Origin of the sequence: Planococcus beigongshangi (genome assembly GCF_016820495.1) — a bacterium.
Lineage (GTDB): Bacteria > Bacillota > Bacilli > Bacillales_A > Planococcaceae > Planococcus > Planococcus beigongshangi.
Window position 1 is genome coordinate 99,061 of the sequence record NZ_JADHDU010000002.1, and the last position, 24,825, is coordinate 123,885.

The 24,825-nt window shown below is 47.7% G+C and carries 28 protein-coding genes and 1 riboswitch; of the genes, 16 read left to right on the forward strand and 12 right to left on the reverse strand.

Annotation, left to right across the window (positions count from 1 at the left end; translation table 11 throughout):
• Positions 1-10: 10 nt before the first annotated feature.
• The 4 genes from IQ294_RS04590 to IQ294_RS04605 all read left to right on the forward strand — a co-directional run bounded on the left by IQ294_RS04590 (position 11) and on the right by IQ294_RS04605 (position 3,657).
• Positions 11-601: a DedA family protein gene (locus IQ294_RS04590; protein WP_203332857.1), complete on the forward strand. Its 591-nt coding sequence runs from the start codon at positions 11-13 to the stop codon at positions 599-601.
• Between the two features lie 84 nt (positions 602-685).
• Positions 686-883: a DUF6501 family protein gene (locus IQ294_RS04595; RefSeq protein ID WP_203332858.1), complete on the forward strand. Its 198-nt coding sequence runs from the start codon at positions 686-688 to the stop codon at positions 881-883.
• A gap of 52 nt (positions 884-935) precedes the next feature.
• Positions 936-1,793: an ATP-binding protein gene (locus tag IQ294_RS04600; protein ID WP_203332859.1), complete on the forward strand. Its 858-nt coding sequence runs from the start codon at positions 936-938 to the stop codon at positions 1,791-1,793.
• Between the two features lie 10 nt (positions 1,794-1,803).
• The gene (locus IQ294_RS04605) at positions 1,804-3,657 is read left to right on the forward strand and encodes a vWA domain-containing protein (RefSeq protein WP_203332860.1); all 1,854 of its coding nucleotides are present in this window, start codon (positions 1,804-1,806) and stop codon (positions 3,655-3,657) included.
• 456 nt (positions 3,658-4,113) lie between these two features.
• On the opposite strand, the gene IQ294_RS04610 is transcribed toward IQ294_RS04605, so the two are convergent.
• Complete coding sequence (locus IQ294_RS04610) at positions 4,114-5,292, reverse strand: toxic anion resistance protein (protein ID WP_203332861.1); 1,179 nt, start codon at positions 5,290-5,292, stop codon at positions 4,114-4,116.
• Entirely contained in the window at positions 5,264-5,962 is a 699-nt protein-coding gene (locus IQ294_RS04615; protein ID WP_203332862.1) for a 5-bromo-4-chloroindolyl phosphate hydrolysis family protein, read from the reverse strand. Before IQ294_RS04615 ends, IQ294_RS04610 begins: the two co-directional genes overlap by 29 nt.
• Before the next feature lie 428 nt (positions 5,963-6,390).
• Here IQ294_RS04615 and IQ294_RS04620 point away from each other — a divergent pair, with 428 nt between their 5' ends.
• Positions 6,391-6,591, forward strand: coding sequence for a cold-shock protein (locus IQ294_RS04620; protein WP_033541967.1), 201 nt, complete (start codon positions 6,391-6,393; stop codon positions 6,589-6,591).
• A gap of 108 nt (positions 6,592-6,699) precedes the next feature.
• On the opposite strand, the gene IQ294_RS04625 is transcribed toward IQ294_RS04620, so the two are convergent.
• Entirely contained in the window at positions 6,700-7,119 is a 420-nt protein-coding gene (locus IQ294_RS04625) for an organic hydroperoxide resistance protein (protein ID WP_203332863.1), read from the reverse strand.
• Positions 7,120-7,312: 193 nt separating this feature from the next.
• Here IQ294_RS04625 and IQ294_RS04630 point away from each other — a divergent pair, with 193 nt between their 5' ends.
• Together IQ294_RS04630 and IQ294_RS04635 are read left to right on the forward strand one after the other, a co-directional pair.
• A complete protein-coding gene (locus tag IQ294_RS04630; protein WP_203332864.1) occupies positions 7,313-7,537 on the forward strand; it encodes a cold-shock protein in 225 nt (74 codons plus the stop codon).
• Positions 7,538-8,050: 513 nt separating this feature from the next.
• On the forward strand, positions 8,051-8,527 hold the full coding sequence (locus IQ294_RS04635; protein WP_203332865.1) for a YkvA family protein: 477 nt from the start codon (positions 8,051-8,053) through the stop codon (positions 8,525-8,527).
• A 48-nt stretch (positions 8,528-8,575) separates the two neighbouring features.
• On the opposite strand, the gene IQ294_RS04640 is transcribed toward IQ294_RS04635, so the two are convergent.
• Both IQ294_RS04640 and IQ294_RS04645 read right to left on the reverse strand, forming a co-directional pair.
• The gene (locus IQ294_RS04640; RefSeq protein WP_203332866.1) at positions 8,576-10,183 is read right to left on the reverse strand and encodes an ABC-F family ATP-binding cassette domain-containing protein; all 1,608 of its coding nucleotides are present in this window, start codon (positions 10,181-10,183) and stop codon (positions 8,576-8,578) included.
• 294 nt (positions 10,184-10,477) lie between these two features.
• The gene (locus IQ294_RS04645) at positions 10,478-10,714 is read right to left on the reverse strand and encodes a hypothetical protein (RefSeq protein WP_203332867.1); all 237 of its coding nucleotides are present in this window, start codon (positions 10,712-10,714) and stop codon (positions 10,478-10,480) included.
• Positions 10,715-10,804: 90 nt separating this feature from the next.
• On the opposite strand from IQ294_RS04645, the gene IQ294_RS04650 reads away from it, so the two are divergent.
• The 3 genes from IQ294_RS04650 to IQ294_RS04660 all read left to right on the forward strand — a co-directional run bounded on the left by IQ294_RS04650 (position 10,805) and on the right by IQ294_RS04660 (position 13,881).
• Entirely contained in the window at positions 10,805-11,986 is a 1,182-nt protein-coding gene (locus IQ294_RS04650; protein ID WP_203332868.1) for an MFS transporter, read from the forward strand.
• Positions 11,987-12,658: 672 nt separating this feature from the next.
• Positions 12,659-13,384, forward strand: a complete 726-nt coding sequence (locus IQ294_RS04655) for a YjjG family noncanonical pyrimidine nucleotidase (RefSeq protein WP_203332869.1) — start codon at positions 12,659-12,661, stop codon at positions 13,382-13,384.
• Entirely contained in the window at positions 13,381-13,881 is a 501-nt protein-coding gene (locus tag IQ294_RS04660; RefSeq protein WP_203332870.1) for a GNAT family N-acetyltransferase, read from the forward strand. The genes IQ294_RS04655 and IQ294_RS04660 overlap by 4 nt, the downstream gene beginning before the upstream one ends.
• Positions 13,882-14,096: 215 nt before the next feature.
• Here the strand turns inward: IQ294_RS04660 and spx are convergent, their stop codons facing one another.
• Together spx and IQ294_RS04670 are read right to left on the reverse strand one after the other, a co-directional pair.
• Positions 14,097-14,510 carry a transcriptional regulator Spx gene (gene spx / locus IQ294_RS04665; protein ID WP_203332871.1) on the reverse strand — a complete coding sequence of 138 codons (414 nt, stop codon included), beginning with the start codon at positions 14,508-14,510 and terminating at the stop codon, positions 14,097-14,099.
• 15 nt (positions 14,511-14,525) lie between these two features.
• The gene (locus IQ294_RS04670; RefSeq protein ID WP_203332872.1) at positions 14,526-15,164 is read right to left on the reverse strand and encodes a TetR/AcrR family transcriptional regulator; all 639 of its coding nucleotides are present in this window, start codon (positions 15,162-15,164) and stop codon (positions 14,526-14,528) included.
• Positions 15,165-15,428: 264 nt separating this feature from the next.
• On the opposite strand from IQ294_RS04670, the gene IQ294_RS04675 reads away from it, so the two are divergent.
• Entirely contained in the window at positions 15,429-16,379 is a 951-nt protein-coding gene (locus tag IQ294_RS04675) for a DMT family transporter (RefSeq protein ID WP_203332873.1), read from the forward strand.
• Between the two features lie 50 nt (positions 16,380-16,429).
• Here IQ294_RS04675 and msrA read toward each other — a convergent pair whose 3' ends face one another.
• Positions 16,430-16,960 (reverse strand): peptide-methionine (S)-S-oxide reductase MsrA, encoded by a 531-nt coding sequence (gene msrA, locus IQ294_RS04680; RefSeq protein ID WP_203332874.1) that lies wholly within the window; start codon positions 16,958-16,960, stop codon positions 16,430-16,432.
• Positions 16,961-17,368: 408 nt separating this feature from the next.
• Between msrA and IQ294_RS04685 the strand changes: the two genes are divergently transcribed.
• The 4 genes from IQ294_RS04685 to IQ294_RS04700 all read left to right on the forward strand — a co-directional run bounded on the left by IQ294_RS04685 (position 17,369) and on the right by IQ294_RS04700 (position 20,318).
• Positions 17,369-18,313 carry an LCP family protein gene (locus IQ294_RS04685; RefSeq protein ID WP_203332875.1) on the forward strand — a complete coding sequence of 315 codons (945 nt, stop codon included), beginning with the start codon at positions 17,369-17,371 and terminating at the stop codon, positions 18,311-18,313.
• 60 nt (positions 18,314-18,373) lie between these two features.
• Positions 18,374-19,564: an AI-2E family transporter gene (locus IQ294_RS04690; protein ID WP_203332876.1), complete on the forward strand. Its 1,191-nt coding sequence runs from the start codon at positions 18,374-18,376 to the stop codon at positions 19,562-19,564.
• Positions 19,565-19,625: 61 nt separating this feature from the next.
• Positions 19,626-20,045: a sporulation protein gene (locus IQ294_RS04695; protein WP_203332877.1), complete on the forward strand. Its 420-nt coding sequence runs from the start codon at positions 19,626-19,628 to the stop codon at positions 20,043-20,045.
• 105 nt (positions 20,046-20,150) lie between these two features.
• On the forward strand, positions 20,151-20,318 hold the full coding sequence (locus IQ294_RS04700) for a hypothetical protein (RefSeq protein ID WP_203332878.1): 168 nt from the start codon (positions 20,151-20,153) through the stop codon (positions 20,316-20,318).
• 407 nt (positions 20,319-20,725) lie between these two features.
• Here IQ294_RS04700 and IQ294_RS04705 read toward each other — a convergent pair whose 3' ends face one another.
• The 4 genes from IQ294_RS04705 to IQ294_RS04720 are packed head-to-tail and all read right to left on the reverse strand — an operon-like array spanning position 20,726 to position 24,073.
• Positions 20,726-21,484, reverse strand: a complete 759-nt coding sequence (locus tag IQ294_RS04705) for an energy-coupling factor transporter transmembrane component T family protein (RefSeq protein WP_238942655.1) — start codon at positions 21,482-21,484, stop codon at positions 20,726-20,728.
• Positions 21,465-22,901 (reverse strand): ABC transporter ATP-binding protein, encoded by a 1,437-nt coding sequence (locus IQ294_RS04710; RefSeq protein WP_203333304.1) that lies wholly within the window; start codon positions 22,899-22,901, stop codon positions 21,465-21,467. Before IQ294_RS04710 ends, IQ294_RS04705 begins: the two co-directional genes overlap by 20 nt.
• Positions 22,888-23,469, reverse strand: coding sequence for an ECF transporter S component (locus IQ294_RS04715; RefSeq protein WP_203332879.1), 582 nt, complete (start codon positions 23,467-23,469; stop codon positions 22,888-22,890). Before IQ294_RS04715 ends, IQ294_RS04710 begins: the two co-directional genes overlap by 14 nt.
• The gene (locus IQ294_RS04720; RefSeq protein ID WP_203332880.1) at positions 23,462-24,073 is read right to left on the reverse strand and encodes a YkoF family thiamine/hydroxymethylpyrimidine-binding protein; all 612 of its coding nucleotides are present in this window, start codon (positions 24,071-24,073) and stop codon (positions 23,462-23,464) included. Before IQ294_RS04720 ends, IQ294_RS04715 begins: the two co-directional genes overlap by 8 nt.
• A gap of 110 nt (positions 24,074-24,183) precedes the next feature.
• Positions 24,184-24,289: riboswitch (TPP riboswitch) on the reverse strand.
• A 369-nt stretch (positions 24,290-24,658) separates the two neighbouring features.
• Between IQ294_RS04720 and IQ294_RS16275 the strand changes: the two genes are divergently transcribed.
• Positions 24,659-24,823, forward strand: coding sequence for a hypothetical protein (locus IQ294_RS16275; protein WP_238942656.1), 165 nt, complete (start codon positions 24,659-24,661; stop codon positions 24,821-24,823).
• Positions 24,824-24,825: the final 2 nt, after the last annotated feature.

Sequence of the window (24,825 nt, forward strand, 5' to 3'; positions counted from 1 at the left end):
GTTGAATGGGATGGATTTATCATTTTTTATGGATTTAGTGAAAGAGTACGGCTATATCAGCATGTTCATCTTCAACTGGCTGCTCCTGTTCGGCATGCCGATTCCCAATGAAGTGGCGGCTGCGTTTTCAGGCGTATTGACAGAAATCAGTTATTTCAAACCGATTTTAGCTTTTATATCCGCTTATCTGGGATTGATCACGAGTAATACGTTCGCCTATTTCATCGGACGGTTTTTTGGACAGAAATTGCTCGATCGGCTCAGCAGGACAAAATTGAAAAAGCCGATTGCGAACTTTTCCAATTTTCTGGAAAAGCATGGAGAGATCGCAATATCCTTCAGTTTTTTCCTGCCTGGTATCCGCTGGGCGATGCCGTATGTCGTCGGAGCCAATAAATATCCGTTTGCCCGATACGTGGTCTATGCCTATACGGCAGGTTTTGTCTGGATGCTGGTCTATTTTAATCTGGGCCGGACATTTCCTTACGCCTATAAATCGATTCTTGAACATTTGCAGGGCTTTCTGATTCTCTTATCGGTGCTCATCATTGCCGTACTGCTTGGACGATATTTTTATATGGCGCGAAAAATTTCAAAATGAGCGCCTGACAGAAGGATAGGTTTGAAATTAAAGCGGGATTTCCCTATACTGAAATACATAGACATTTAGAAAAGGATGAGGACTGTGATTCATAACGAATGGCTGACTAAAGAGACGATCCGCACGGTTACCTGCACACACACCGATGCAGCAAAGTTTTTGGTGTCGAATGTACTGACCCCGGGCAAAACGTATGAAGTGAAAAATGAAACCGAAGAGTTTATCTTTGTAGTGGACAACACAGGTAAAATCGGCGGATTCTATAAAACTTATTTTGAATGATCTAAAAGCCGATGCATGCTCATCGGCTTTTTTGATGGAAAGAGGGATGAACATGGATTTTATTGAAAGAGAAATTGAAACGCGTCTGAAAAGAGACCATGCGGGATATGAAAAGCTGATCGGCACCGGCGGCTATATTTCCCCGGATGAACATTTATGGCACGATGTCATGGCCGCTGTGGTGCTCAGAAAACCGGTTCTTTTAAAAGGCCCGACCGGAGCAGGGAAGACCCGGATGGCAGAATCGATTTCAGCGGCTTTCGGTCAACCGATGCAAAGCATCAACAGTTCGGTGGACCTGGACGCTGAAGCGTTGCTGGGGTTTAAGACACTGGTTCAACGGGACGGCCAGAGCCGGATCGAATTTGTAGAGGGACCGGTCGTTACGGCGATGAAAAAAGGGCATCTCCTGTATATCGATGAAATCAATATGGCGAAGGCCGAAACTTTGCCGATTCTGCATTCGGCACTCGATCACCGGCGGATGATGACAAATCCATTCACCGGTGAAGTGATTGAAGCCCATCCGGATTTCGGTGTCATTGCGGCGATCAACGAAGGTTATATTGGAACGGCTCCCATGAACGAAGCGCTGAAAAATCGCTTTGTCGCTTATCCGATTCCTTATTTGACCGGCGATCAGCTGGCTGGATTATGGGACAGGGAGTTTCCCGATACGCTCCCTGCCTTGAAAGAATTCATGCTGAACCTGGCGGAAGATTTGATGAAACAAGTGGAAAACGGTTTGTTGTCAGAAGAAGCGGCTTCCATCCGGAGTCTGTTGGATGCGACAGCTCTGGCGGCACATATGGATCCCCTGCGGGCCGTCGATTATGCAATCGCGCAGAAATTGGAAGACGAAAGTGAACGCGACCTGTTCATGGACCTGGCGACTACCTGGAAAAAGTAGGTGAAGATGTATGGCTTCTGTAAACCGCTTTATACAATTCAATAATGAAACGATTGATACCAAGATGCTTTACGGGATGGAACGGCTGGCAGGGGCACTAGCGGATGCGCCTTACCTGAAAGTGACGACCCGGAAATTGATCGAGCTGCGTCCGGCAGAATCGGCAATTTCGGTCAGCGTTTTTTGGCGCCATCGTGAGAAGAAATTGGAACGGCTTGGATACTTATCGGATATCTATCTGCTCAGCGCCGGCTTCTGGAGAAATTTCAGCTTGCCGGCGTGGAAAAGGTTCACTGCCGTACAATCCCCGCTTTCTTCATTGCTTGAACAATTGCTGCTTTGTGCAGAGGAATTCCGGATGTCCGAAATGATTGTGAAAGAGCGACCTGGGACGGCGGCGGCTTTTTCTGCACGGGAACGGGTCTATACGGAATATCACCGGGATCAATACGATCAGAATATGAAAAAAGGGTTCTTAGCCGATGCTTTTTTGAATTCGGCTTATTTAAGCCTGCGCGGTATTGAAAAATGGGCTGACAATGACTGGGAAGCATTGCTTCAACTATGGAAGAACTTATTTGACGCCCAGTCGACTGCGGATTCGGCAGCTGTCGTGGAACGCATGTCCGGGCGGCTTGAATACCTGTTGAATGAGGATATGATACATACATATTATACATTCGGCGAAGCAGCCGAGAAGATGCCTCCATTTCATTATCATGAAGGCATTGAAGCGGATAAAGCGGAGCAGCCTGAAGAAATCGAGACCATCGAGGAATGGTTCCAGACCTGGCACCGGGAAAATGACAGGACGGATACGCCGGCAATGGAATTCGAATTGGAGCGCGGCGACTCCCAATTGGCTACAGGCGGCAGGGAAGAAGCGGGTGCGGACGAAGTGCAGCAGACCGGCAGAGGTGATTCGGACGGTGAGCATATAGAAGACAATGAAGCGGAAGACCGGGATATGGACAGCGGTCCGAAGCGGGCAGCGGGCAAATTTGGCCGTGCCAACGAACAGGTTGTGTTTTATGAGCAGCGCCTCGCAGCAAGCGGCGATCACAGCCGGCGGATTGCGGATTGGCGACGGAAACAGTCGCCGTTTGTCCGGGCATTATTAAAGGAATTGAAAAAACGCATCACCCAGCGCCATCAGGATTACCGGACAAACCTCAACGCTGGCCGTCTGTCGAAAAATCTGCTGCCGCTTGCGCTGGAAGAACGTCCGAAGCCTTTTTACCGGAAATCTGCACCTTCCAAAGAGCTGGATGCGGTCTTTTGTTTATTGATCGATGGATCCGCATCGATGGTCGATAAACTGGATGAAACGAAACAGGCAGTCTTACTTTTCCACGATGTGCTCCGGGCTCTTGGAATCCCGCATGAAATCGTACTGTATTACGAGGATGCCTATGAAGCAAGTGACAGGGTGCAGCCGAATTATTTCGAGTGGATGCATAAATTCGAAGACGGCAGGCGTGACCATGCCCAGGAAATCGCCTCATTCGAAGCGCACGAAGATAATAGGGATGGCTTCGCTATCCGCTGGATGACGGAGCGGGTAAAGCGGCGCAATGAAAAGCATCGCTTCCTGCTCGTATTTTCCGACGGCGAACCGTCAGCCTATAATTACGCAGAAAATGGAGTCGTCGATACGGCGAACGCTGTGGCTGAAGCGAAAAAAGAAGGCGTCGAACTGCTGCACCTGTTTCTCAGCAGTGAAGCGATCACAGAAGAACAAGCCGCTTTTTACCGGATGATGTACGGCAATAAATCCGTCAGTGCCGACTCGCTGGAGCAATTCGTCGACCAGACGCTGCGGCTGCTGAAACGGACGCTGCATCTGGTGATTCTATCTGGTTGATTTTCAGAATGTAATATGAAAACCGATATTGCGCAAAACAGCTTCGCTTTCCTGGGGGCGTGCGCTGAGCTAACTCGTGCTCGTTTCACTTCGCCCGAGTGGATCTCAGCACTTCGCTCGAAAGGGAGTCGGCAAGCCAACTCGCTTTCTGATCCCCTGGGAGTCTTCGCTGTTTTGCTCCATATCTATGTTTGCCTTCTATAAAAGAAATATCATTCAGACTGCCATCATTTAGAAGCAGGCACTTCAATTCTAGGCATAATTAGAATGAAGCGACAGGCGGTGACTCCTGCGGGATCAAGAGCGAGACTGAGACCCCGCAAGAGCGTCAGCAATGAGGAGGCTCAAGCCGCTCCCCGCGGAAAGCATCCGCCTGGAGCGAAATGGTGGAAGAGGGCAAAAACTTTTCAATAACAAAAAGAATCCCGCCAAGCATATGCTTGGCGGGATTTCCTTTTAGACTTCTCTGGATTTTTCACCTTCATGGATGGCAAGGAGGCGCTGTTTGAGTTCATTTTCCATTTTACCGATTTCAACTTCAGCTGCACGGCGGTTCCGGCGCCCTTCCGTCTGGATCTGCAGCGTTTCCTCAATGGTCGTAAGCAAGTTTTCCTGCGTTTTCTTCAGGGTTTCAATCTCGATGATGCCGCGTTCATTTTCCTTCGCGGTTTCGATTGAATTCATCTTCAGCATTTCAGAGTTTTTAAGCAGCAGGTCATTCGTCGTGGAAGTCACTTGCTTTTGCGCTTCGACAGCTTTCATTTGTTTATTGAGTGTCAAAGCAATGGCAATCTGATTTTTCCAAAGTGGAATCGATGTCATGATGGATGACTGGATCTTTTCAGCCAGAGTCTGGTTGGTCTGTTGGATCATCCGGATCTGCGGTGCACTTTGAATGGTGATCTGGCGTGATAATTGCAGATCATAAAGGCGCTTTTCCAGACGGTCCACAAATTGCACCATATCGTTGACTTCCTGGTAGGCCATCTGGTCATCCGATGCTTCCGCTTTTTTGCGGAGGGCAGGGATGGTCTCATTCAGGATTTCATCACGCTTCAATTCGGCAGCGGCGATATAGACATTAAGTGCCTGGAAATACATTTTGTTCTGGTCATATAATTCTTCAAGCATCTGTACGTCTTCCAGCAGACCGCGCTTCGAATGATCCAGCTGGATTGAGATGCGGTCGACTTGCGTGCTCAGTTTCTGGTATTTGGTCATGATTTCCTGGATGGAATTTTTCGCTTTGGCAAAGATTTTACGGATGCCCTTTTTATTCGAAGCAGTCAGTTCCTCAGGGTTCAGTTCCTGCAATTTTTTCATCAGATCGTGAAGGACGTCGCCGACAGGACCGATATCTTTCTGTTGCACATGGTCGAGCATTTTATGGGAAAAATTACCAAGTTGACTCTGGGCATTTGCACCGTACGTCAGAATCGCTTCATGATTGCCGGCAGGAATCTGTTTTGCCAGTTCCTGCGCTTTTTTCTTGTCTTCGTTTGATAATTTATCCATGAGCAGGACAGGGCGTCCCGATTGCTGATCGGCAGGGGACTGCTCTTTTTCGATCTGGATTCCGAATGGGGATTGCAAAAGGTCATCCAATTCACTGCGAGTCGATTGATTTTCGTTCATTTTCCACGTCTCCTTCGTCTTCGGTTAAGGGTTGGACCAATAGTTTTTGGCTTTGCTGATTATCGACAGCAAGTTTTGCATAATCAAGTTCCATGCGAAGCTGCTCGACATCGGAAGACAGAACCCGTTTCAAATCATTTGCCATGACGCGGTTCATTGACTGGAGCATTTCACGCGTATCCTGCAAGGCGATCGTCATCTCGCGGTCTTTGACCGGCTGTCCGGCCAATAACGTATATTTTTGGGTAAGTTCCAGCGCGGAGTCCAGATGCGAATAGAAAAAGGACTCGGCCAGATAAAATTTTCTGGGGTTCTGCTGGACAATCATCAGGATCTTGTTTGCAATTTTAGTCATTTCCATCAATTGTTTAAAAGAGGAGATGGAGCGGACCCGGTAATAATGGCTCTGCAGCCGTTTCACTTTCGCTTTTGCTTCCTGTACTTGTTTGAGTACGTGTTTATATTCACTTCTCGTCATTCCAAGCTCTTTGGAGGTGGAGGAGAATTGCACTTGTTTCATCGTTGTCGTACTGGCAAGGTAGCTTCCGGCAGCGACTGCTCCTGAAGCGAGCAATCCGATCTCAGCACCGAGATAGAGGACCGGAAACATCACTCCCATAATCGGGAGGCTGACAGATTGGCGTGTGATAAAATTTTGGACTCGCTTCATGCGAAAGTCACTCCTTTAAGGCGTTTCCTACTGTATCTATACGAATGAAGGTCAAAAAAGTTTCGTGTTCATCAGTTATATCCCTATTTTACGTGAAAGGGGGTGTCAATACAAACTTCGGAATTTCTACGTAAAATGAAGCTTTTTACTGGACAGACAGCGCATCATTTGGCAAAATGCTAGATAGGGCAATCGATTTATTGCTTAATACTGAATTTTTTACGGAATATAATTATAAATATTTAGATTTGTTTGACTTTTGAGTTCAATTTGGTTATTATAAAGGAAATTAATACATCTCCACCAGATACAGCTATTCACATATTCCAAAAAGTGATCAGCAAGTTATGGTACTTTTTGGAATATGTGAATTTTTTTATGGAAATTCACATATTGAAAATTTTTTTATTACCAGGAGGTTTTTCAACATGCAAGAAGGTACAGTAAAATGGTTTAACTCAGAAAAAGGATTTGGCTTCATCGAAGTTGAAGGCGGAGACGACGTATTTGTACACTTCTCAGCGATTCAAGGCGAAGGCTTTAAAACGCTTGACGAAGGTCAAAGAGTTGAATTTGAAGTAGAGGAAGGCAACCGCGGACCTCAGGCTACAAACGTAACTAAATTGTAATCTCCAAGAGCTGCTCATTGCGAGTGGCTCTTTTTTTCTATTTTTATACAGACAAAAAGGGAGAAAAATCGGCGATTTTTCTCCCTCATCAATTTTCGGTTGACTGGCTTAGACGATTTTCAATTCAACATCGACATTGCCGCGCGTCGCTTTCGAGTATGGGCAGAATGCATGCGCCTTTTCGACAAGGTCCTTGGCAGTCGCTTCATCGACGCCTTCCAGGTGCGCATTCAATGTTACAGCGATTTTAAAGCCGCCATCTTCCTCGTCTTTCAGGAAATGGACATCCGCTTTGATGGAAGTACTGGTAACATCGGCTTTTTCACGTTTGATCATCAGATTCAATGCTCCGTCGAAGCAAGATGAATAGCCTGCTGCGAATAATTGTTCAGGATTCGTACCTTCTCCTCCCGGACCGCCCAGTTCTTTCGGCGATACCAATTGAAGATCAATTACGTTGTCTTCGGAAATAACTCGTCCTTCACGGCCACCAGTGGCTGTTACGGATGTTGTGAATAATGCTGCCATTTTTCCAACCTCTTTCCTTCATTGTATTTGAGAACAATTCAAACTTAACCCGTAACGATGTCCATAGTCAAACGACACGATTCAATAGACCGAGTTTCATCGGATTGGATACCTGTCTTACCTTGGTAGTTTAACGACCTTTACGAAAAGGGTATGAATGGGTAGGAACGTATATACACAAGGAGGTTTTAGCATGTCTGAAGAAATTGGATCAGGGGCGGGAGAAGTCAAATGGTTCGACACCACCAAAGGGTATGGCTATATCGTAGATGAAAAAGGTGAGGAATTTTTCTTTGAATCGATTTCAATCAGCAACGATTTTGGCGCCTTGACGCCCGGACAGAAGGTGAATTTCAATATTTTTGAAGGAAATCCGGAGCGGGAACGGGTAGCGACGAACATAACCTTGAAATTTTAAAGCACAAAAGACAGCAGCCACCGATGGGTTCGGGGGCTGCTGTTTTTAATGGATTTCGGCACGGAGATAAATGAGCGATACTTTGAGGTTCCTTTGGCCGCACTCGTCTGCTCGAGCTTAGCTGACTCGGACCCGTTCCGCTTTGCCCAAGTGGATCTCAGCACATCGCCGAGCGGCTGGGAGCCTTCGCTGTTGTGCATCATATGTTAGAAATCCATCTGGTACTGAAGCCGTTGCCAAAAGCGAACTCGGACACTTGTCAGAGTGGTTGATAAACACTGTGCTGAGACTGCAGGCAGTCTTTTCTGCTTTCCTATAACTTGGAAAATGGACCTAAACAAAGGCGCGGCTCGGGAGCAGGAAATGCCGAGTGGTGCAGCGGTGGAGCACAAACTTTTACTGTCCATGTCGTTGAAGCGATATTTTATCAGTTCTTTAGTTGAACATATAGTTTCAGTTTTATTTATTTAAGGTATAGTTATAATAAAGAAATTTTTGAAGGGGGAACCACCGATGGAAAATGCAGAATTGAAAAAGCCGTTGCCGTCACAGCAGGAGCAGCGAGATTTCTATCAGAAACTGAGAGCTAAAATTCAAAATTGGGTAGAGGGCAAGACAGGCAAGGACAATAAATTCCTGAAATATGTCATGTTTGCACCGGACTTTTTCCACTTGTTGACAAAATTGATGCTTGATGGCCGTATCGAGGCGAAGAGCAAATCGATGATCGGTGCAGGTATCCTGTACTTCATCGCCCCGATCGACCTTATGCCGGAAGCACTTCTCGGCCCGGTCGGTTTTGCAGATGATGTCGTCGTGGCAGTTTACGTCATCAACACATTATTGAACAGATATCCGAAAGAAGTGATCATGTCCCACTGGGCAGGCGATGAAGATCTGCTGCAGGTAGTGAGCAGGCTTGCTGACAAAGGAAATAAATGGGCATGGCGTCTTCCGGCAAGTAAAATGGTGAAACGATTCCTTAAATAAAAGAAGAAAATCCCGCCGCACAATGGTTTGTGCGGCGGGATTTATTGGTTAGTTTGTAATGCCTTGTGATTCTTTCCATTCAAGGAATTCGTCATAAGTCAATTGCTTGTCGAGGATCGTTCCGTCTTCACGGATTTCAATCACACGGTTTGCAACTGTCTGGATGAACTGATGGTCATGCGATGTGAAGACCATTGCGCCTTTGAATGCGATCATACCATTGTTCAGAGCCTGGATCGATTCCAGGTCCAGGTGGTTTGTCGGTTCGTCAAGGAGCAGGACGTTTGCATGGGACAACATCATTTTAGACAGCATGCAGCGGACTTTTTCTCCACCTGACAAGACGGAAGGTTTCTTTTTCACTTCTTCGCCGGAGAACAGCATTCTGCCGAGGAAGCCGCGAAGGAACGTTTCGCTTTCATCATCTGGAGAGTATTGGCGCAGCCAGTCGACAAGCGACTGTTCACTGCCTTCAAAATAGGCTGAATTGTCAATCGGCAGGTAAGCGCGAGAAGTTGTCACACCCCAGCGTGCATAACCTTCAGCAGGCTCATCTTCTTCTGCAAGGATGCGGAGAAGGGCGGATTTCGCAAGCGGATCACCGATGAGAACGATTTTATCGTCTTTATTCATATTGAAGCTGATGTTGTTCAGCAATTGATTGCCGTCGACTGTCTGGCTCAAATCTTTGACAGTGAGGACGTCGTTTCCGATGTCGCGGCCGACCGTAAAGTTGACGAACGGATATTTTCTTGAAGAAGGGCGGATATCGTCCAGCTCGATTTTATCCAGCATTTTTTTACGGGACGTAGCCTGCTTCGATTTGGAAGCGTTGGCAGAGAAGCGGGCGATAAAGGCCTGGAGTTCTTTGATCTTCTCTTCTTTTTTCGCGTTCTGGTCGGATGCCAGACGAGTTGCCAATTGGCTTGATTCGTACCAGAAATCGTAGTTTCCTACATACAGCTGGATCTTCCCGAAATCTAGATCCGCGATATGTGTGCAGACTTTATTCAAAAAGTGACGGTCATGCGATACGACGATGACTGTATTTTCAAAGTTGATCAGGAATTCTTCCAGCCACTGGATCGCTTTCAGGTCCAGGTGGTTGGTGGGCTCATCCAGAAGAAGAACGTCCGGCTTACCGAATAAGGCTTGTGCCAAAAGCACTTTCACTTTATCGGAACCTGACAGTTCAGCCATTTTCTTGTCATGCAGGCTGTCTGGAATACCTAAGCCTTGAAGCAGGATGGCTGCTTCAGATTCAGCTTCCCAGCCGTTCAGTTCAGCGAATTCACCTTCAAGTTCAGCAGCGCGCATGCCATCTTCATCAGTAAAATCTTCTTTCATATAGATGGCATTCTTCTCCGTCATGACTTCATACAGTTTCTTATAACCCATCATCACTGTATCAAGAACCTGATTCTCTTCGTATTCGAAGTGATCCTGTTTCAATACCGCAAGACGCTCACCGGAACCCATCGTTACGTTACCGGATTGTGCTTCTATATCACCGGCAAGAATTTTGATGAATGTCGATTTACCGGCACCATTGGCACCGATCAGTCCGTAGCAATTCCCCGGGTTGAATTGGATATTAACATCTTCGAATAATTTACGGTCCCCGAAACGCAAACTTACATCATTAACTGCTATCATTAATACGTACCTCCTAAATTTCACAATGTGATTAGTATACCATGAAACGGTCCCAAACAGATAGCATCTGAACGCGCCAGTTGGTAACATAATAGAAGTGAAGTAATTATTTATATAGAAGATGAATTAATAACCCTTAATACCCGATATTCCGCAAAACAGCTTCGCGTTCCGGGGGGCTTGCGCTGAGCTAACTCAGGAGTCTTCGCTGTTTTGCTCCATATCTCCAGAGACTTCTCAAGCGCCAAAGCGGTGACTGGAAGTTAATATTTACTTCTTTTTAATATTGGATCACTAAACTTTATATTTCCGTTCCTTATAAGCTTCGAGCATCCCGAGATCTTTGTTCAATAAATATTCCATTTTTACATAATCACGCCGTGTCGGTATATGTTCCGGAGTCAGGCCTTTCATCGTAAAGATGAAATAATAGCCGCCGATTTGGCGGAACCAGACGACCACGTGCGGGAATTCATCGAAAATCGCTTTGATATTATATCGTTTTGCATAGCTCCAGTTCACAAGTTTCATAACAGTAACCGCCTTTCACTGCCCTTAGTTTAATAAAAATTTGCGGCGAACACAAGTTTGATTTACTAGTAATAAAGGAGTGTATCCACCATGACAGCACAAAAAAAATCAGCGCTCGGCCTGATGGTCCTGGCGATTCTGCTGGTATCGGTCAACCTGCGTCCGGCCATTTCTTCCATCGGTCCGCTGCTCGATACGATTCGGGCGGATCTTGACTTATCAAGCAGCCAGGTGAGCCTGCTGACTTCCGTCCCGGTTTTCTGTATGGGTTTGTTTGCGCCGCTGGCAGTCGTTTTTAACAGAAAACTGGGATTAAAGGCATCGGTTGCAATACTTGTTGCAGCAATCGGCCTATTCACTTTGCTGCGCGGCATCCTGCCGACCTATCCCGTGCTCTTGATCAGCGCATTTTTCATCGGCATGTCCATCGCCATCATCAGCCCGCTGCTGTCGGCGATGATCAAGCGGAATTTCCCGACGCGCACCGCTTCGCTGATCGGCGTCTATTCGTTCGGCATGGGGCTTGGCGCTACGATGGCGGCCGGTCTTACGGGCGTCTTTTATTCGATTGCCGGCTGGCCCATCGCTTTGGCGAGCTGGGGATCACTCGCTATTGCCGGGGTCATCCTGTGGCTGAGGGTCAAAGAGCCGGCAGCGGAAGTCCAAGAGGTTCCGGTACAGGGAGTAGCAGTAGTGTCTCCGGTCCGGAATAAGCGTGCATGGTATATGCTGGCATTTTTTGGTCTGCAATCCTCCCTGTTCTTTTCGACCATTACATGGCTTGCACCAATTGCCATCGACAAAGGCCTATCGATTCTCTTGGCCGGAGCGGTACTGACGGTCGTATCGATTGTCGGCATCCTAGGTAATATCACGCTTCCTTTTTTACTGGCAAAATGGCCAAGCCGCCATTTATGGATCCTTGTCAGCATCAGTTCGGGCACGATCGGCGTGCTGCTTCTAATGTTTGCAAGCACTTCGGTTATCTGGCTGGCGGCAGTTTTCCTCGGGGTTACGCTCGGCGGCTTATTCCCGCTTGCTCTGATGATGCCGCTGGATGAAAATTCATCGGCTGACGATGTCAACAGCTGGACCGCGATGATACAGTCAGGCGGCTATATCATTTCTGCTACGACGCCTTTTGCTATCGGCATCCTGTATGACCGTTTTCAGAACCATTTGTTTACCTTGTCGCTGTTGCTGGTTTTTTTGAGTTTGCTGTTCGTTTTCGCGTTCCTGCTGAACAATAAAACATCGGATAAGTTGAACTAAAGGAATAACCGAAATATCGCTTCGGCGCTATGGACCGTGCAAAGATTATGCTCCTGCGCACAGCTCGTCGCAAAGGAGGCGCCGCAAGTTCATGGCGCACCTTGGTTCCCACAATAAGCCGAGAAGAACACTCGTCTTATTGCTCCACTCGGCATTCGCCTGCTCCTGAGCCGCGCCTTTGCTTGGATCCAGTTCTGGAGTTGAAGTGAAGCAGCAAAGACGCCCTACAGTCTCAGCGCAGCGCCCGGCACCCCCTCGGACGAAGGTCCGAGTTCGCTTATGGAAACTACTTCAGCTCTAGAAGGATTTCTAAGATATGGAGCAAAACAGTGAAGAAAACCGTACTGCTCCACCAGCGCTTTGCGCTTCGTCGCAAAAGCTCGACCGAATGTTGTTCGGTCGAACTTTTCCTGCGGCTTAGCGACACGACCGGTACACCGCAGGGAGCGCAGCGGACGAGGAGGATTGGGCGGGAGCCAAGACATTGGCCGAGGCTCGCGAGGGCAAGTCTTTGCGACGAAGCTAGCGCAGCGATGCAACGCCCCACCATGTCTCGAAGCTAGCGTTAGCGATGCAGAGACAGGAGCATGGGTTTTGGAAAGCAAAGCTGTTTTGCGGAATATCGATTATTTACGATTATTAGTTCAGCTTATATATAAAGGAGAGTTCAATGTGAATAAAAAGAAATACGAAATAGTCATATTCGACATCGATGATACATTATTTGATTTTTCGCTGTCGGAACATGCAGCTTTGCATAATACATTTATGGAATATGAAATGCCTACCGGCTTTGCAGATATGCATGACAGCTACAGAGCCATCAGCAAAGTTTTATGGAATGATTTGGAGCAGGGGAAAATCGCGTTGCACGAACTAGGAGTCGAGCGTTTCCGCCGGCTGTTCCTGGAACACGGTGCAGACAAAGACCCGCATTCTTTCAGTTCGAGCTATCTTCAGTATCTGGGGAAGGAAACCCATTTGATGGAAGGGGCTGTGGAAGTGCTGGGAAGCCTGACTGATTGCCAATTGGTCATCATGACAAACGGCTTTGGTGAAGTGCAAAAAGCGCGTCTGGCAAATTCACCGATCGGCAATCTGTTTGAAGAGATCATCATTTCCGAAGAAGCAGGCTATCAGAAGCCGCATCCGGCAATATTTGATTACGCTTTTGCAAAACTGGGGAATCCATTGAAGGAACGGTCAATCATTGTAGGTGATTCGCTCACTTCCGATATTCAAGGCGGCAATAATTTCGGAATAGATACGGTCTGGTTTAACCCGAAACGCAAAACGGCGTCAAAGGGCATCCGTCCGACTTATGAAATTCAAGATCTTTTGGAAGTGGTCGATATCGTAAAAGGGCAAACTGGAGCGGGGAAGGAAGAGCCGTTATGATCATCCGAAAAGCACAACCTGCAGACGCTGAACAATTGATCGGTTTGATTGCCGATGCCGAAAATTCCGGGAACATGATGTTCGATCCCGGTGAGCGGAAAATGACCCCGGCAGGATTGAGTAAGCGCATTGAAGCAATGAAACAAGCCGATACGTCGGCCATTCTGGTGGCTGAGTCCGATGGCGGGCTCGCTGGATACCTTTTCATCATCGGTAGTGAGACAAACAGGACGCGACACAGTGCATACCTGGCGATCGGCATTCACTCAAGCAGCCGCGGACAGGGAGTCGGCACCAAATTATTCGAACAAGCCGACAAATGGGCAATCGAAAACAGCATCAGCCGTTTGGAACTGACCGTAATGGTAAGGAATCATGCCGGAGTAGCACTCTATCAGAAAATGGGCTTTCTTATAGAAGGAACTAAAAAGAGCTCGCTCAAAGTGGATGGGGAATACATAGACGAATATTATATGGCGAAGCTGATTGGAGTTTAGGAATACCAGGGATTACACAACGTCCGGATAATGGATCGACACTGTTGCGGGCATTTTTTGCCGGGAATTTTACACTGGAAATAATTCCGGCTGGAGGTAGTGTTATGCCCGTCTGCAAAAAATGTAATTCCATTTTTTCTGCGCCGGTCATAATAACAGCTGAGCAAGGGCAAGGGCCTGTGCTCAGCTGTTATTATTTCGTAGAAGTTAAATCCTCAGCTGTCGATTTCCGCCTGCTTGGGATTCAGCAATTCTTTCAGCCGTTCCAAACGCATCCAGCGGGGGAGGAATTGGCGGATTTCATCGTCATTATATCCGACTTGAAGTTTTGTGCCGTCATGGATGATCGGCAGATGGAGAACTTTGGGATTTTTTATGATGATTTCATAAAGTTGCGGCAATGATAAGCTGTTGAGGTCGATCTTCAGTTTTTTGACGATGTTCGTCTTCTTGGAAATGATTTCTTCGGTTCCTTCATTTGTGAGAGACAGGATTTCCTGGATTTCTTCAATGGTGATAGGGGTGTTGGAGAGGTTTTTTTCTTCGTATGGAATTCCGAAATCCGTTAACCATTGGATCGCTTTCCTGCAGGAATTGTTGCTGCTGATCGTAAAAAGCTTCGTTTTCATTTTTTCACATCCCTTTCATTTGATCTCTCCATTACGCATCTTGTGTACAGTTTCCGGCGGAAATAACAGCCGGCAGAATGCTTTCGCAAAATGCTGGTAATCCACTTGCATTCCCTGGCTGACCCGGTTCCTCAATTTTTCAAGCAGGGCTTCCAGAAACCACATCAAAGTGTCTCTGTCCAGGTCTGGCCAAAGCAGGCACTTTTCATCCAAATACGTTAAATGGGCGAGGAATTTTTCCCGCATCTTCATTTTCGCTTCTTCCATTAATGCAGCTAATTCAGCGTCTTTCATCAAGAGTTCAGGCATCAGCTTTTGCAGATGCTCTTTATTTATTTCATGGAAATGAAATTCCAGACGTGCAGCAAGCACTTTTTCCGGATCTCCGCTTTTCCATTCCAATTCCATCGGCATCAGGGTATCCATTTGTTCCTCGATCAATGACATCAGCAATTGGCGTTTGTCCGAGAAATATCGATAGAAGGTGCCTGTTGAAACCTGAGCATGGGCGGCAATCTCTTTAGCGGTGGTCTGTTCATATCCTTGCAGGATGAATAACTCGCGCCCACTTTGGACCAAAGCCTCTTTCTTTAGCTTTGAACGCAGCTGTTTCGGGGAGCTTGGATAGGCCCCGATTAAATTATCATGCGGCATATTTTCACCTCATGATTAAAGATAACATAAATAAACCGAAAACATGAACTCGAGTTCATGTTTTTGATCAGTTTTTTTATTTTTCTGGTCACATAGCTGACAATTGTGCCGCCAGGGTCTATGCTAGAGTGGAATTCTTTCGTTCCGTCCTCTATTTCTGTGCATTTTGAAAGATGGAGCGGAACAAGAAGGGGAAAAATCCGGAAGATGGATTTCAACAGATTCCTTCTATAAGAATAAAATTTAATTCGGAGGGAAGACTTTATGCTGTTAGCGCTGGTGGGGGTAAGTATTGGAATAGGCCTGGCGATGCAGACGGCAGTCAATTCCCGGTTAAGGAAATTTGTCGGATCCCCATTTACGGCATCGATGATTTCATTCGTGGTGGGTACCGTATTCCTCACCATGGTCATGGTGGTCAGCGGGACGCCATTGCTTATTTCCTTGGATATTGTAACGGAGCAGCCTTTGTGGATCTGGCTGGGTGGAATCTTCGGGGTCATTGGCCTGACGACCAGCATCTTTTTATTTCCTAAAATCGGAAGCATCCAGGCATCGGTCATGCCGATACTCGGGATGATCATTATGGGAATGCTCATCGATCACTTCGGCTGGTTCGCTTCGATTGAACAGCCGTTCACCTGGAATCGGTTGATCGGCGTTATCCTATTGTTCATCGGGATTTTCCTTACCGTTGCACTGACGGATCTCATTTCGGGACGGCATGTGGCAATAAAACAGGCTGCTGCCGAGAAACGGAGCGACGGGCAATCGCCGTGGCGCCTGCTCGGTGCCGGTGCCGGTATGCTGATGGCTGCTCAGGCAGCTGTGAACGGACAGTTGGGATCTCTACTCGGCTCGCCGGTCCATGCAGCTTTCGTTTCATTTCTAACAGGGGCTGCATTTCTAGTCCTTGTGGTCGCATTGCGATATCGCTCGTTTGCAGCGGTCAAAAATCCTGTGGAGCAAAAAGCGCCGTGGTGGATTTGGATTGGCGGATTGCTCGGAGGCTTGTATATATTGCTGAACGTTTTCCTTGTGGGGAGAATAGGGACAGGGCAAACGGTCATTTTGGCATTGTTCGGGCAGTTGACCGGCAGCCTGCTGGTGGAGCGTTTCGGACTATTGGGCTCAAGTCGGGGCCGGATCACGACACTCCATATTCTGGGCCTGGCCGTTATGCTCGCAGGCATCATCTTCATCCAACTCCTATAGGCAATAAAAAAACGGACGCTTCCACGTGGGAAGCGTCCGTTGCTGTTGGATCATTTCGCTTTTTCAGCCTGCCAGACTTCTTCGAGGAATTCGTCGCGTCCGGATTGTGCGCGGTCTTCAGCGTAATGTTCGGCGTTCGTCTTATAATAATCCTGATGGTAATCTTCCGCTGTATAGAAAGGAGCGGCATCCAGGATTTCCGTGTTGACCGGTTTTTTATAGCGTCCGCTCGCATCCAGGTCAGCGCGGGATTGTTCAGCAATCTGCCGTTGTCTTTCATTATGGACAAAGATTGCCGGCTTATATTGTTCGCCGCGGTCCTGGAACTGCCCTTCATTGTCAGTCGGATCGATTTGCTGCCAGTAGATGTCCAATAGCTTTTCATAAGAAAAGACAGCCGGATCGAAAGTGATTTCCACCACTTCAAGGTGGCCTGTCGTGCCGGTCTTCACTTGCTCATATGTCGGGTTTTCCACATGGCCGCCGGAATAGCCGGAAACCACTTTCTCAATTCCTTCAAACTGGTCGAATGGTTTGACCATACACCAGAAACAGCCGCCTGCAAAAGTCGCTTTCTCCATATATCTCATTCCCCCTCTCATGTTCCATAAAAGAAATAGTACCACTGCCGCTGTTTCCAGACAATAAAATTGATTATACTGGAGGTAGATGAGTTTGTTTGATGAATCTATAAGTTGATATTCCGCAAAACAGCTGCGAAGACATCAGCCGACGCCAGCGAGGCTAAGTCTTTGCGACGAAGCAGCGAAGCGATCTGGAGCACATGTTTTCCTTGACTATAATTGGGAGTCTTTGCTGTTTCGCTCCATCTCTCAGCAATCCTTCTAGGCTTATTGAGGGAAACCGGCCCATAGCGCCGAAGCGGTTAATAAGTAGCTTAACTTAAAAAAAATTAGAAATGCCCCCAGAAACTTCTGGTGTGGCCATGCGTCTATATTTGCATGGGAAAGAGAAAAGGAAGTGTCAAAATGGAAGAAGAACGCCAACTTAGAGGAAAAAGACGGAAAAAGAAAAGATTCCGCAAACGGGGAATCCTTCTCCTGCTGCTGATAGTCCTGCTTGCTGCCGGAGTTTATTCATTCTTCCAATTCCAAAGCGGAAAAAATCTGGCTGAAGAAACGGATCTGCCTGCCATGAATTTCAGTGGAGATGATGATAACGGCAATTATGAAAATATCCTGGTGCTGGGAGTCGATTCACGCGGGGAAGCGCAATCCCGGACAGATACGATGATGCTCGTCGCCCATAATAAGGAAACGAACGATGTGAAAGTCGTTTCATTCATGCGGGATATATATGCACAGATTCCTGGTTACCAATCCTATAAACTCAATACAGCGTTCTATCTCGGGGAAGCAGATCTTCTTGCTGACACGCTGCGGAGCATGTTCGGAGTTGAAATCCACCATTACGCTATGCTTGATTTTACAAGTTTTGAAAAATTAGTGGATATCGGTGCACCGGACGGTGTAGAAATTGATGTCGAAAAAGATATGTCGGAAAAAATCGGTGTTACATTAACTCAGGGCAGACAAAAGCTGGATGGCCAGGAACTGCTGGGCTATGCCCGTTTCCGTGCAGACAGTGAAGGGGATTTTGGACGGGTGTCCCGTCAGCAGCAGGTCATGGCTGCATTGAAAGAAGAAATGATCAGCCTGTCCGCCATTCCGAAATTTCCAAAGCTGGCGGGTGCCGCCCAAGGATATGTACAAACTGATATGCCGGTGCTCGACCAGATGAAATTGGCGGTCGACATGGCAATCGGCGGATCAAGTGACATTGAAAGGCTGACGATTCCTGTAGACAACAGCTATCGAAACGCCAGCTATTCACATGCCGGATCCGTGCTTGAGATCGATCTCGACCAGAACCGTCAGGCGCTGGGAGAATTTTTAGGTCAATCACTGCAATGAATCTTTCAGAATATATGGTAAAATGGACAGAGAAACTGGTATTTGAAAGTAGGTCGAGTTATGGAGCCGGAAGAGAAGCCCTCATTTTTTAGAACCAATTATATTCAGTTCATGGGTGGCCGAAACACCTTATTCACGTTAATCGCTCTCTTGCTGCTGGGAATGATCATTTTCATATTCAGGGAAGTGTCATTCATCTTCAATCCTGTCATCGTCTTTATGCAGACAGTGGTTTTGCCGATCATCCTGGCGTTGATCCTGTATTATCTCCTGCGGCCGGTTCTCCGGCTATTGGAGCGTTTGAAGATCTCCAGGATCTGGGGAATCGTTATCCTCTTCCTGGGAGTAATGGGAATCCTGACGTTGATCACCGTATTGGTATTGCCGTTCCTGCGGGAACAATTCACCAATCTGATCGAAGAATTCCCGAGTTATTTCATGCAGTTGCTGAATAATCTCGATGCATTTTTGCGGACATCCATTATCGGAGGCTATTACACAGGTTCCAGCTTCGATATCGATCAATTGCTGGAAACCCTGCCGAACAATATCGGGGAAACCATCCAGAATGCGGCGACTTCGATCGTGACGGGGATCACCAGTTTTATTTCCACGATCACAGGATTTGTCTTATCGATCGTCATCGTGCCGTTCATCCTGTTTTATTTGCTGAAAGATGGGGAGAAACTGCCTGCGTATGCTTTAAAGCTGTTGCCGCCGCGCATGCGCCGCGACACGAAAGAAGTGTTTCATGAAATGGACCGTCAGCTCAGCGCCTATATCCAAGGTCAGCTGATCGTCGCATTCTGCATCGGCGTCATGGTCTATATCGGATTCCTGATCATCGGAATGGATTACGCATTGCTGCTCGGTGTTCTGGCGATGGTGACAAGTGTCGTTCCGTATATCGGGCCGGCGATTGCCATAACACCAGCCGCCATCATCGCCTTGGTCACTTCGCCATTCATGCTGGTGAAACTTGCGGTTGTGTGGACGGTGGTCCAGCTCGTGGAAGGAAATCTGATTTCTCCGCAGGTTATGGGCAAAACGCTGTTCATCCACCCGGTGACTATCATCTTCGTTCTCTTGACAGCCGGCTCGCTGTTCGGTTTTGTGGGCGTCATCCTGGGGATCCCGGGTTACGCAATTTTGCGCGTGCTGGTGGCCCATGCCTATAAATTATTCAAACGCCGATACAATAAACATGAGGCGGATCTTGAAAATCATTATGATTACACTGAATTGCATTAAGCGTTTAGCATTTTCCAATCAGTGGTAAAGACCATTACAAAAATTTGGAGGTTTCCCCATTATGAAATTCAAGGAGTTTTTATCATCGATAGGCGTCGGATCCATGAAAATTGATACTGTAGTGGAGCGGCCGCACTTAGAAGAAGGCGAAACATTGAATGGGACGATTTATCTGGAAGGCGGAGAGGCTGATCAGGATATCGATTACATCGAATTGCAGATCGTCAAACAGATGGATGACGACCGTCCAGACAGTGATTTCAGCATCATCGAAACGATCGTTTCGAAACAGTCGATGGAGTTTGCCGGGTCTGTAAAGTCAAAAGAGACCGTCATGCAGCAATTCGAGATCGTGCCGGATGAGCGCTGGCTGATTGAAAGTGATAAAACACGCCTGATCTTGCGGACGATTGTCCATATCCGCGAAGGCGTGGATGCCAGAGACGAAGACGAAATTACATACGGAAAAATTGAGAGCTGAGAGGCTCTCTTTTTTATTGGAATAAAAGAGCAGGTTGAAAATGAATATAAGTAATATAATACATATGGGATTTTTCGAAAATAAAGAACGTCAACAAGAAACAGGGTGGAGGGGTATAGAGGCGCTGTTTTCCAGTCCATCAGCGGATTGGCCACTGGACGAAACGGCAAAGACCATTACACGGACGACGAGTTAAAATCCCGTTTCTTTGATGGCGCCATTCAGTACGAGCCAATCGGAGACAATGCTTATCAGTTCTTTGACGGACTATAAGTGAAACCATTCTCTATAAAAAAAAGGTGCTGGCCGCATTTGCGCACAGCACCTCAGAAGAGTGCTCTAAAGAAGCGAGAGCAAAAGACAAACGGATACTTTTTGCACGCAAAAAGTGAAAAAACCAGCAGCTTGCTCTCAAAGGGTGAGATTCTTCAGGCGAGATTTGGCGAACGCCGATAAAAAGTGCTGAGCGCCGATATATGGCGTCATGCTCGATTCAACATTCGATTATGAGAAGAAAAGAGCTTCATTTCCATCAAAAACTCCAATACAAAAGACAAACGGATGCTTTTCGCACGCGAAAAGCTAAAAATCCAAAAGAATAATTGCATGGGCCGCCTTCGCTCCGCGAAAGCAGCCCGAAAAACCAAAAAGACTGTCCGCAAACGCAGACAGTCTTTCATTTAACCGCTCAAATACACTCCGAACACACAACTTCCCACAAACAAAGCGACAATTACGAGACTCATCACCATATCCAATCGGCCGGCACGGACCGGGCGGTAAAACTCCGTACGCGCTTCACCCGTGAATCCTCTCGCCTCCATTGCAAAAGCCGAGCGTTCCGCTTTTCGGACTGCGCCGGCAAGCATGGGAATGATGACCCTGCGAATACCGAGAAGACGCTGCCACCAATATTTTTCTGTGGCGGCTCCGCGCAGTCGATGCGCCTGCTGGATCTGGAAAAATTCATCCTTCAACACGGGCAGAAATTGGTAGCCGACCAGTACGCCGTAAGCGATTTTCGGCGACAATTTCAATTGCTGCATCAGGCTCATGACGAAACGGACCGGGTCCGTCGTTAAAGCGAACAGGAGTGACAGGGAAGAGAAAGCCAGAACTCTGAATGCCAGTGACAGGGCGACTGCCCATTGTTCATCGGTCACTTCAAAGCCGAACAGCGACCAGATGACAGTTCCTTCTGTTTCAGCGCCGAAGACGATCGTTGTCCACAGGTAACCGAACGCGCCGAGAGTAAAAGGCAGCATGAATAAACTCCAGATTTTCCAATCCATCCGGCTGAAGAATAATTGCAGGCAAATGACGCCGAAAAAGAACAGCAGGGGCGTCCACGGATTGAAGAAGAATGCCAAGCCCAGCATCACTACCGTGACCATCACAAATTTAATAGCCGGATTCATGTCATGCAGGAGATTCCGCAAGCTGCATCACTCCTTTTGGCGGCAGCAGATTGTGTTCCGCAAGCAAATCTGTTTCTTCCCAAATTTGTTCGGCGGGGAACATCCCCGACAAATGGCCTTCTTTCAATAACAGAACCGAGTCCGCTACGCTCGCGGCGAACTCCATATCGTGTGTGACGATGAAAACCGTGTCACCGCTAATCAATCTTTCTTCGATCAAGTGGAATAATTCCAATAAAGCCCTCTGATCCTGTCCAGAAGTCGGTTCATCCAGAAACAGGATATTCCGTTTATCCGCCAGCATCGCACCGATTGCGACCCGACGCTTTTGGCCGTGGCTGACGGCAAACGGATTGTGCTCAGCTATTTCCGCCAGACGCAGCGATTCCATCAATTCTTCAAGCTCTTGTGCAGAAGAGGTCCCTGAAAACGCGATTTCCCGGCTCACAGACGGAGTCAAAAACAGGAATTCAGGCGACTGCGGCACATAACCGCATGCATGGGCGGAAACTGTTCCCGAATCTTTTTTCAGGATTCCACATAATGCTTTCACTAAGGTGGATTTGCCGCTGCCGTTTGGTCCGGCGATCACGATGCATTCCCCCTTTTTCGACGTGAATGATAAGGGCAGGAGCAGGGTTCTGTCTTTTATTGTCACGGAAAGGCCTTCTGCAGACAGGGAATCTTCGTCACTCACCGATTTTATCCGGGCAGGGTAGTGCAATGTTTCATGCGGAATAAATTCCCGGTCCTCCGCAATATTGCCGGCACGATCAATCGCAATTTCACGGTCGAAGAAAGCTCCCCAGCTGTCGAGGCGATGTTCGACGGCGATGACAGTCAGGCCGAATCTCCGCTGCAAAAGGTCCAGCCAGGAAATGAATTCCTTCGCGGTTAGGGGATCTAGATGTGAAATCGGCTCATCCAACAGCAGGACCTCAGGTTCCATGACGAGTGCGCAGGCGGTGGCAACCCGCTGTTTCATCCCCCCGGACAGTGTTTGGATATTCACGTACTTTAAATGTGTCAATCCGGTCGACTCCAGGACACGGTCGATCCGTTTTTCTATCTCTTTAGCCGGAGTTCTCATGTTCTCCAGCGTGAACGCCAGCTCTTCCTCGACAGTCGGCATGCAGAATTGCGCATCTGGATCCTGGAAGACAGTGGCGACCCGCTTGTTGATTTCCCCCGGCGCATAGAGTTCGGAAGCCTTCCCGAACAGCTCGATTTCACCCTTGACGATGCCATCGCAATTCATTGGATAAAGGCGGTTCAGCAAATACAGCAGCGTCGATTTTCCTGAGCCGCTTGGTCCTGAAATGGCGACCCGTTCACCCCGATTGATCGAAAAGGTGACCGAAGACAGCGTTTGATGGCTGTCATCAGGAAAACGGAAGGACACGTCGTTCATTGCAAAAATCGTTTCAGGCACTTGCATCACCTGTTTTACTCCGGGCAATTGCGTAACCCCGGAGCGAGCCGGTTGCAAGGAGCGCATCCCCGATGTATTTGCCGCCGATTCCCGCAATGATCGCACCGCTGAGAACGCGCAGAGTGAACATCAGCGCGACAAAAGATGGGTCAAGCGCGGCATAGCCGGAAACGAAAAAACCGTAGATGAAACTGAAAACCGCGGCGCCGATACCTGCGAGCATAAAGACGAAAAGATTGAAGTGGCGGTAACGTGTTACCGCAAATGCCGCTTCAGCGCCGAGTCCCTGGACAATTCCGGACAGGATGAGGCGGGGGCCAACCGCATTGCCGAGCATCACTTCGATGACCGCGGCCATCGTTTCCGGCATTACGGCAGCTCCAGGTTTCCGGATGATGTGCATGCAGATGATCGAGACGATGAACCAGATGCCGAACATCCATTCATAGGCGATCGGGCCGATCAGACCAGCCCAGATGTTGCCGAGATGGATGAACAGCAGATAGACGATGCCGAATACGACGCCGAAGAGGGACATCAATACTATTTCCTTCAGTTTCCACGAGTTAAGCATCGGCTTTTCCTCCATCAGCTTTGGTATGGGACGGGCTGTTGATGCTCATCGACACTGTCATGACGAGATGGCGGTGTTCATCTGAACGGGCATGCGTGAACGTCTCTTCGTAAAATGCGAACACCTCATGGATGTCGCCGTGGATGCCACTTGCATAATGCATCGAATCGTTCCAGACGCCGTGTTCTTTGGCGCGCTCGACTTCTCGGTAAATGACCGCCATATAATCCGGATTATTCATCGGATACAGCGCGAACTGGGAAGAAACGTACTGTTTCGTGTCATCTGTATTTAGCAGCTGATCGTCTTTATCCAAATAAGCGTCTCCAGATGAATCGCCCGGGCAGCCAATCGAAAATGTGCCGTTTAATGCAACGTGCTCTCCTGTTTTCGCCGCATGCAGCGTTAAAGCTTTCGCTACATTGAAAACGTGATTTTGTTTTCCGCGGATGACGGTCGAGACGTCGTCCGTGTGCATCCAGACGTTCGAGGTGTCGGTGCTGTTCAACGCCCCTTTGATGATTTTGATGAAGTCTCCGGACATCGGATTCAGCGTGAAGCGAAATCCGACGATCGGGCTCGTGCCGCATTGCAATGGTTCCATGATGAAATTCCTCCTTAAAAATGTGCACAAAAAAAGCCGCATCCGTGAAGATGCAGCCACTGTTCCATGCAAATTAAAAGGAGATTCCTTCTCCTGAAAAGTTCGTTTTGCGGAAAGTCACCGCACTTCCTCACGCAGGTCCTAACCTGATCGAGTCATAAGGGATCGGAGCTTTCGCTCGCATCTCAGCTAAAATAAGCACCCCCAGTGCAGAAAACGGTATGCGGTTGTTTTGTGTTCGGGTTGGTCCCGATGGCTCCAGTGTAAATGAAGAAGTGGGGGATGTAAAGGGGATAATGAAATCTGAGGTGAGGGTGATGAATTCGCTGCAGATGGACGCTTTCCAAGTGGCGGTGAATGGAGCCTCCTCCTGCGCTTCGCTCCGTGCGGGGTCTCCATTTACCGCTGATCACCAAGGAGTCGCCATCTTCCGCTCATTCATTAGCTTACATCCTTTAATAAGAATAAAAGGACTCAAAAAATGAATTTATTACATTCAAACAAGCAAACAATAAATATAAGGAATGGATTATTGGGTATAGAAGAATACTAAACTTACTATTTTAAAGCGGAATGGGGAACCCCATGGATTTACTACTGACTGTGCTGCTGCTTTTGGGTTGTCTTTTGCTGTCCAATGTCATCAGCAATTATATACCTTTTATACCTGTCGCTTTGATTCAGGTGCCGCTCGGGCTGATTCTTGTTCTGGTATTTGAAGATATTGCACTGGATATTGAGACGGAATGATT

Bases quoted from the DNA above. Each gene is read 5' to 3' on its own strand.
- IQ294_RS04590 (WP_203332857.1), top strand. From the start codon at position 11: ATGGATTTATCATTTTTTATGGATTTAGTGAAAGAGTACGGCTATATC.
- IQ294_RS04600 (WP_203332859.1), top strand. From the start codon at position 936: ATGGATTTTATTGAAAGAGAAATTGAAACGCGTCTGAAAAGAGACCAT.
- IQ294_RS04605 (WP_203332860.1), top strand. From the start codon at position 1,804: ATGGCTTCTGTAAACCGCTTTATACAATTCAATAATGAAACGATTGAT.
- IQ294_RS04610 (WP_203332861.1), bottom strand. From the start codon at position 5,292: ATGAACGAAAATCAATCGACTCGCAGTGAATTGGATGACCTTTTGCAA.
- IQ294_RS04615 (WP_203332862.1), bottom strand. From the start codon at position 5,962: ATGAAGCGAGTCCAAAATTTTATCACACGCCAATCTGTCAGCCTCCCG.
- IQ294_RS04620 (WP_033541967.1), top strand. From the start codon at position 6,391: ATGCAAGAAGGTACAGTAAAATGGTTTAACTCAGAAAAAGGATTTGGC.
- IQ294_RS04625 (WP_203332863.1), bottom strand. From the start codon at position 7,119: ATGGCAGCATTATTCACAACATCCGTAACAGCCACTGGTGGCCGTGAA.
- IQ294_RS04630 (WP_203332864.1), top strand. From the start codon at position 7,313: ATGTCTGAAGAAATTGGATCAGGGGCGGGAGAAGTCAAATGGTTCGAC.
- IQ294_RS04635 (WP_203332865.1), top strand. From the start codon at position 8,051: ATGGAAAATGCAGAATTGAAAAAGCCGTTGCCGTCACAGCAGGAGCAG.
- IQ294_RS04640 (WP_203332866.1), bottom strand. From the start codon at position 10,183: ATGATAGCAGTTAATGATGTAAGTTTGCGTTTCGGGGACCGTAAATTA.
- IQ294_RS04645 (WP_203332867.1), bottom strand. From the start codon at position 10,714: ATGAAACTTGTGAACTGGAGCTATGCAAAACGATATAATATCAAAGCG.
- IQ294_RS04650 (WP_203332868.1), top strand. From the start codon at position 10,805: ATGACAGCACAAAAAAAATCAGCGCTCGGCCTGATGGTCCTGGCGATT.
- IQ294_RS04660 (WP_203332870.1), top strand. From the start codon at position 13,381: ATGATCATCCGAAAAGCACAACCTGCAGACGCTGAACAATTGATCGGT.
- spx (WP_203332871.1), bottom strand. From the start codon at position 14,510: ATGAAAACGAAGCTTTTTACGATCAGCAGCAACAATTCCTGCAGGAAA.
- IQ294_RS04670 (WP_203332872.1), bottom strand. From the start codon at position 15,164: ATGCCGCATGATAATTTAATCGGGGCCTATCCAAGCTCCCCGAAACAG.
- IQ294_RS04675 (WP_203332873.1), top strand. From the start codon at position 15,429: ATGCTGTTAGCGCTGGTGGGGGTAAGTATTGGAATAGGCCTGGCGATG.
- msrA (WP_203332874.1), bottom strand. From the start codon at position 16,960: ATGGAGAAAGCGACTTTTGCAGGCGGCTGTTTCTGGTGTATGGTCAAA.
- IQ294_RS04685 (WP_203332875.1), top strand. From the start codon at position 17,369: ATGGAAGAAGAACGCCAACTTAGAGGAAAAAGACGGAAAAAGAAAAGA.
- IQ294_RS04690 (WP_203332876.1), top strand. From the start codon at position 18,374: ATGGAGCCGGAAGAGAAGCCCTCATTTTTTAGAACCAATTATATTCAG.
- IQ294_RS04695 (WP_203332877.1), top strand. From the start codon at position 19,626: ATGAAATTCAAGGAGTTTTTATCATCGATAGGCGTCGGATCCATGAAA.
- IQ294_RS04710 (WP_203333304.1), bottom strand. From the start codon at position 22,901: ATGCAAGTGCCTGAAACGATTTTTGCAATGAACGACGTGTCCTTCCGT.
- IQ294_RS04715 (WP_203332879.1), bottom strand. From the start codon at position 23,469: ATGCTTAACTCGTGGAAACTGAAGGAAATAGTATTGATGTCCCTCTTC.
- IQ294_RS04720 (WP_203332880.1), bottom strand. From the start codon at position 24,073: ATGGAACCATTGCAATGCGGCACGAGCCCGATCGTCGGATTTCGCTTC.
- IQ294_RS16275 (WP_238942656.1), top strand. From the start codon at position 24,659: ATGGATTTACTACTGACTGTGCTGCTGCTTTTGGGTTGTCTTTTGCTG.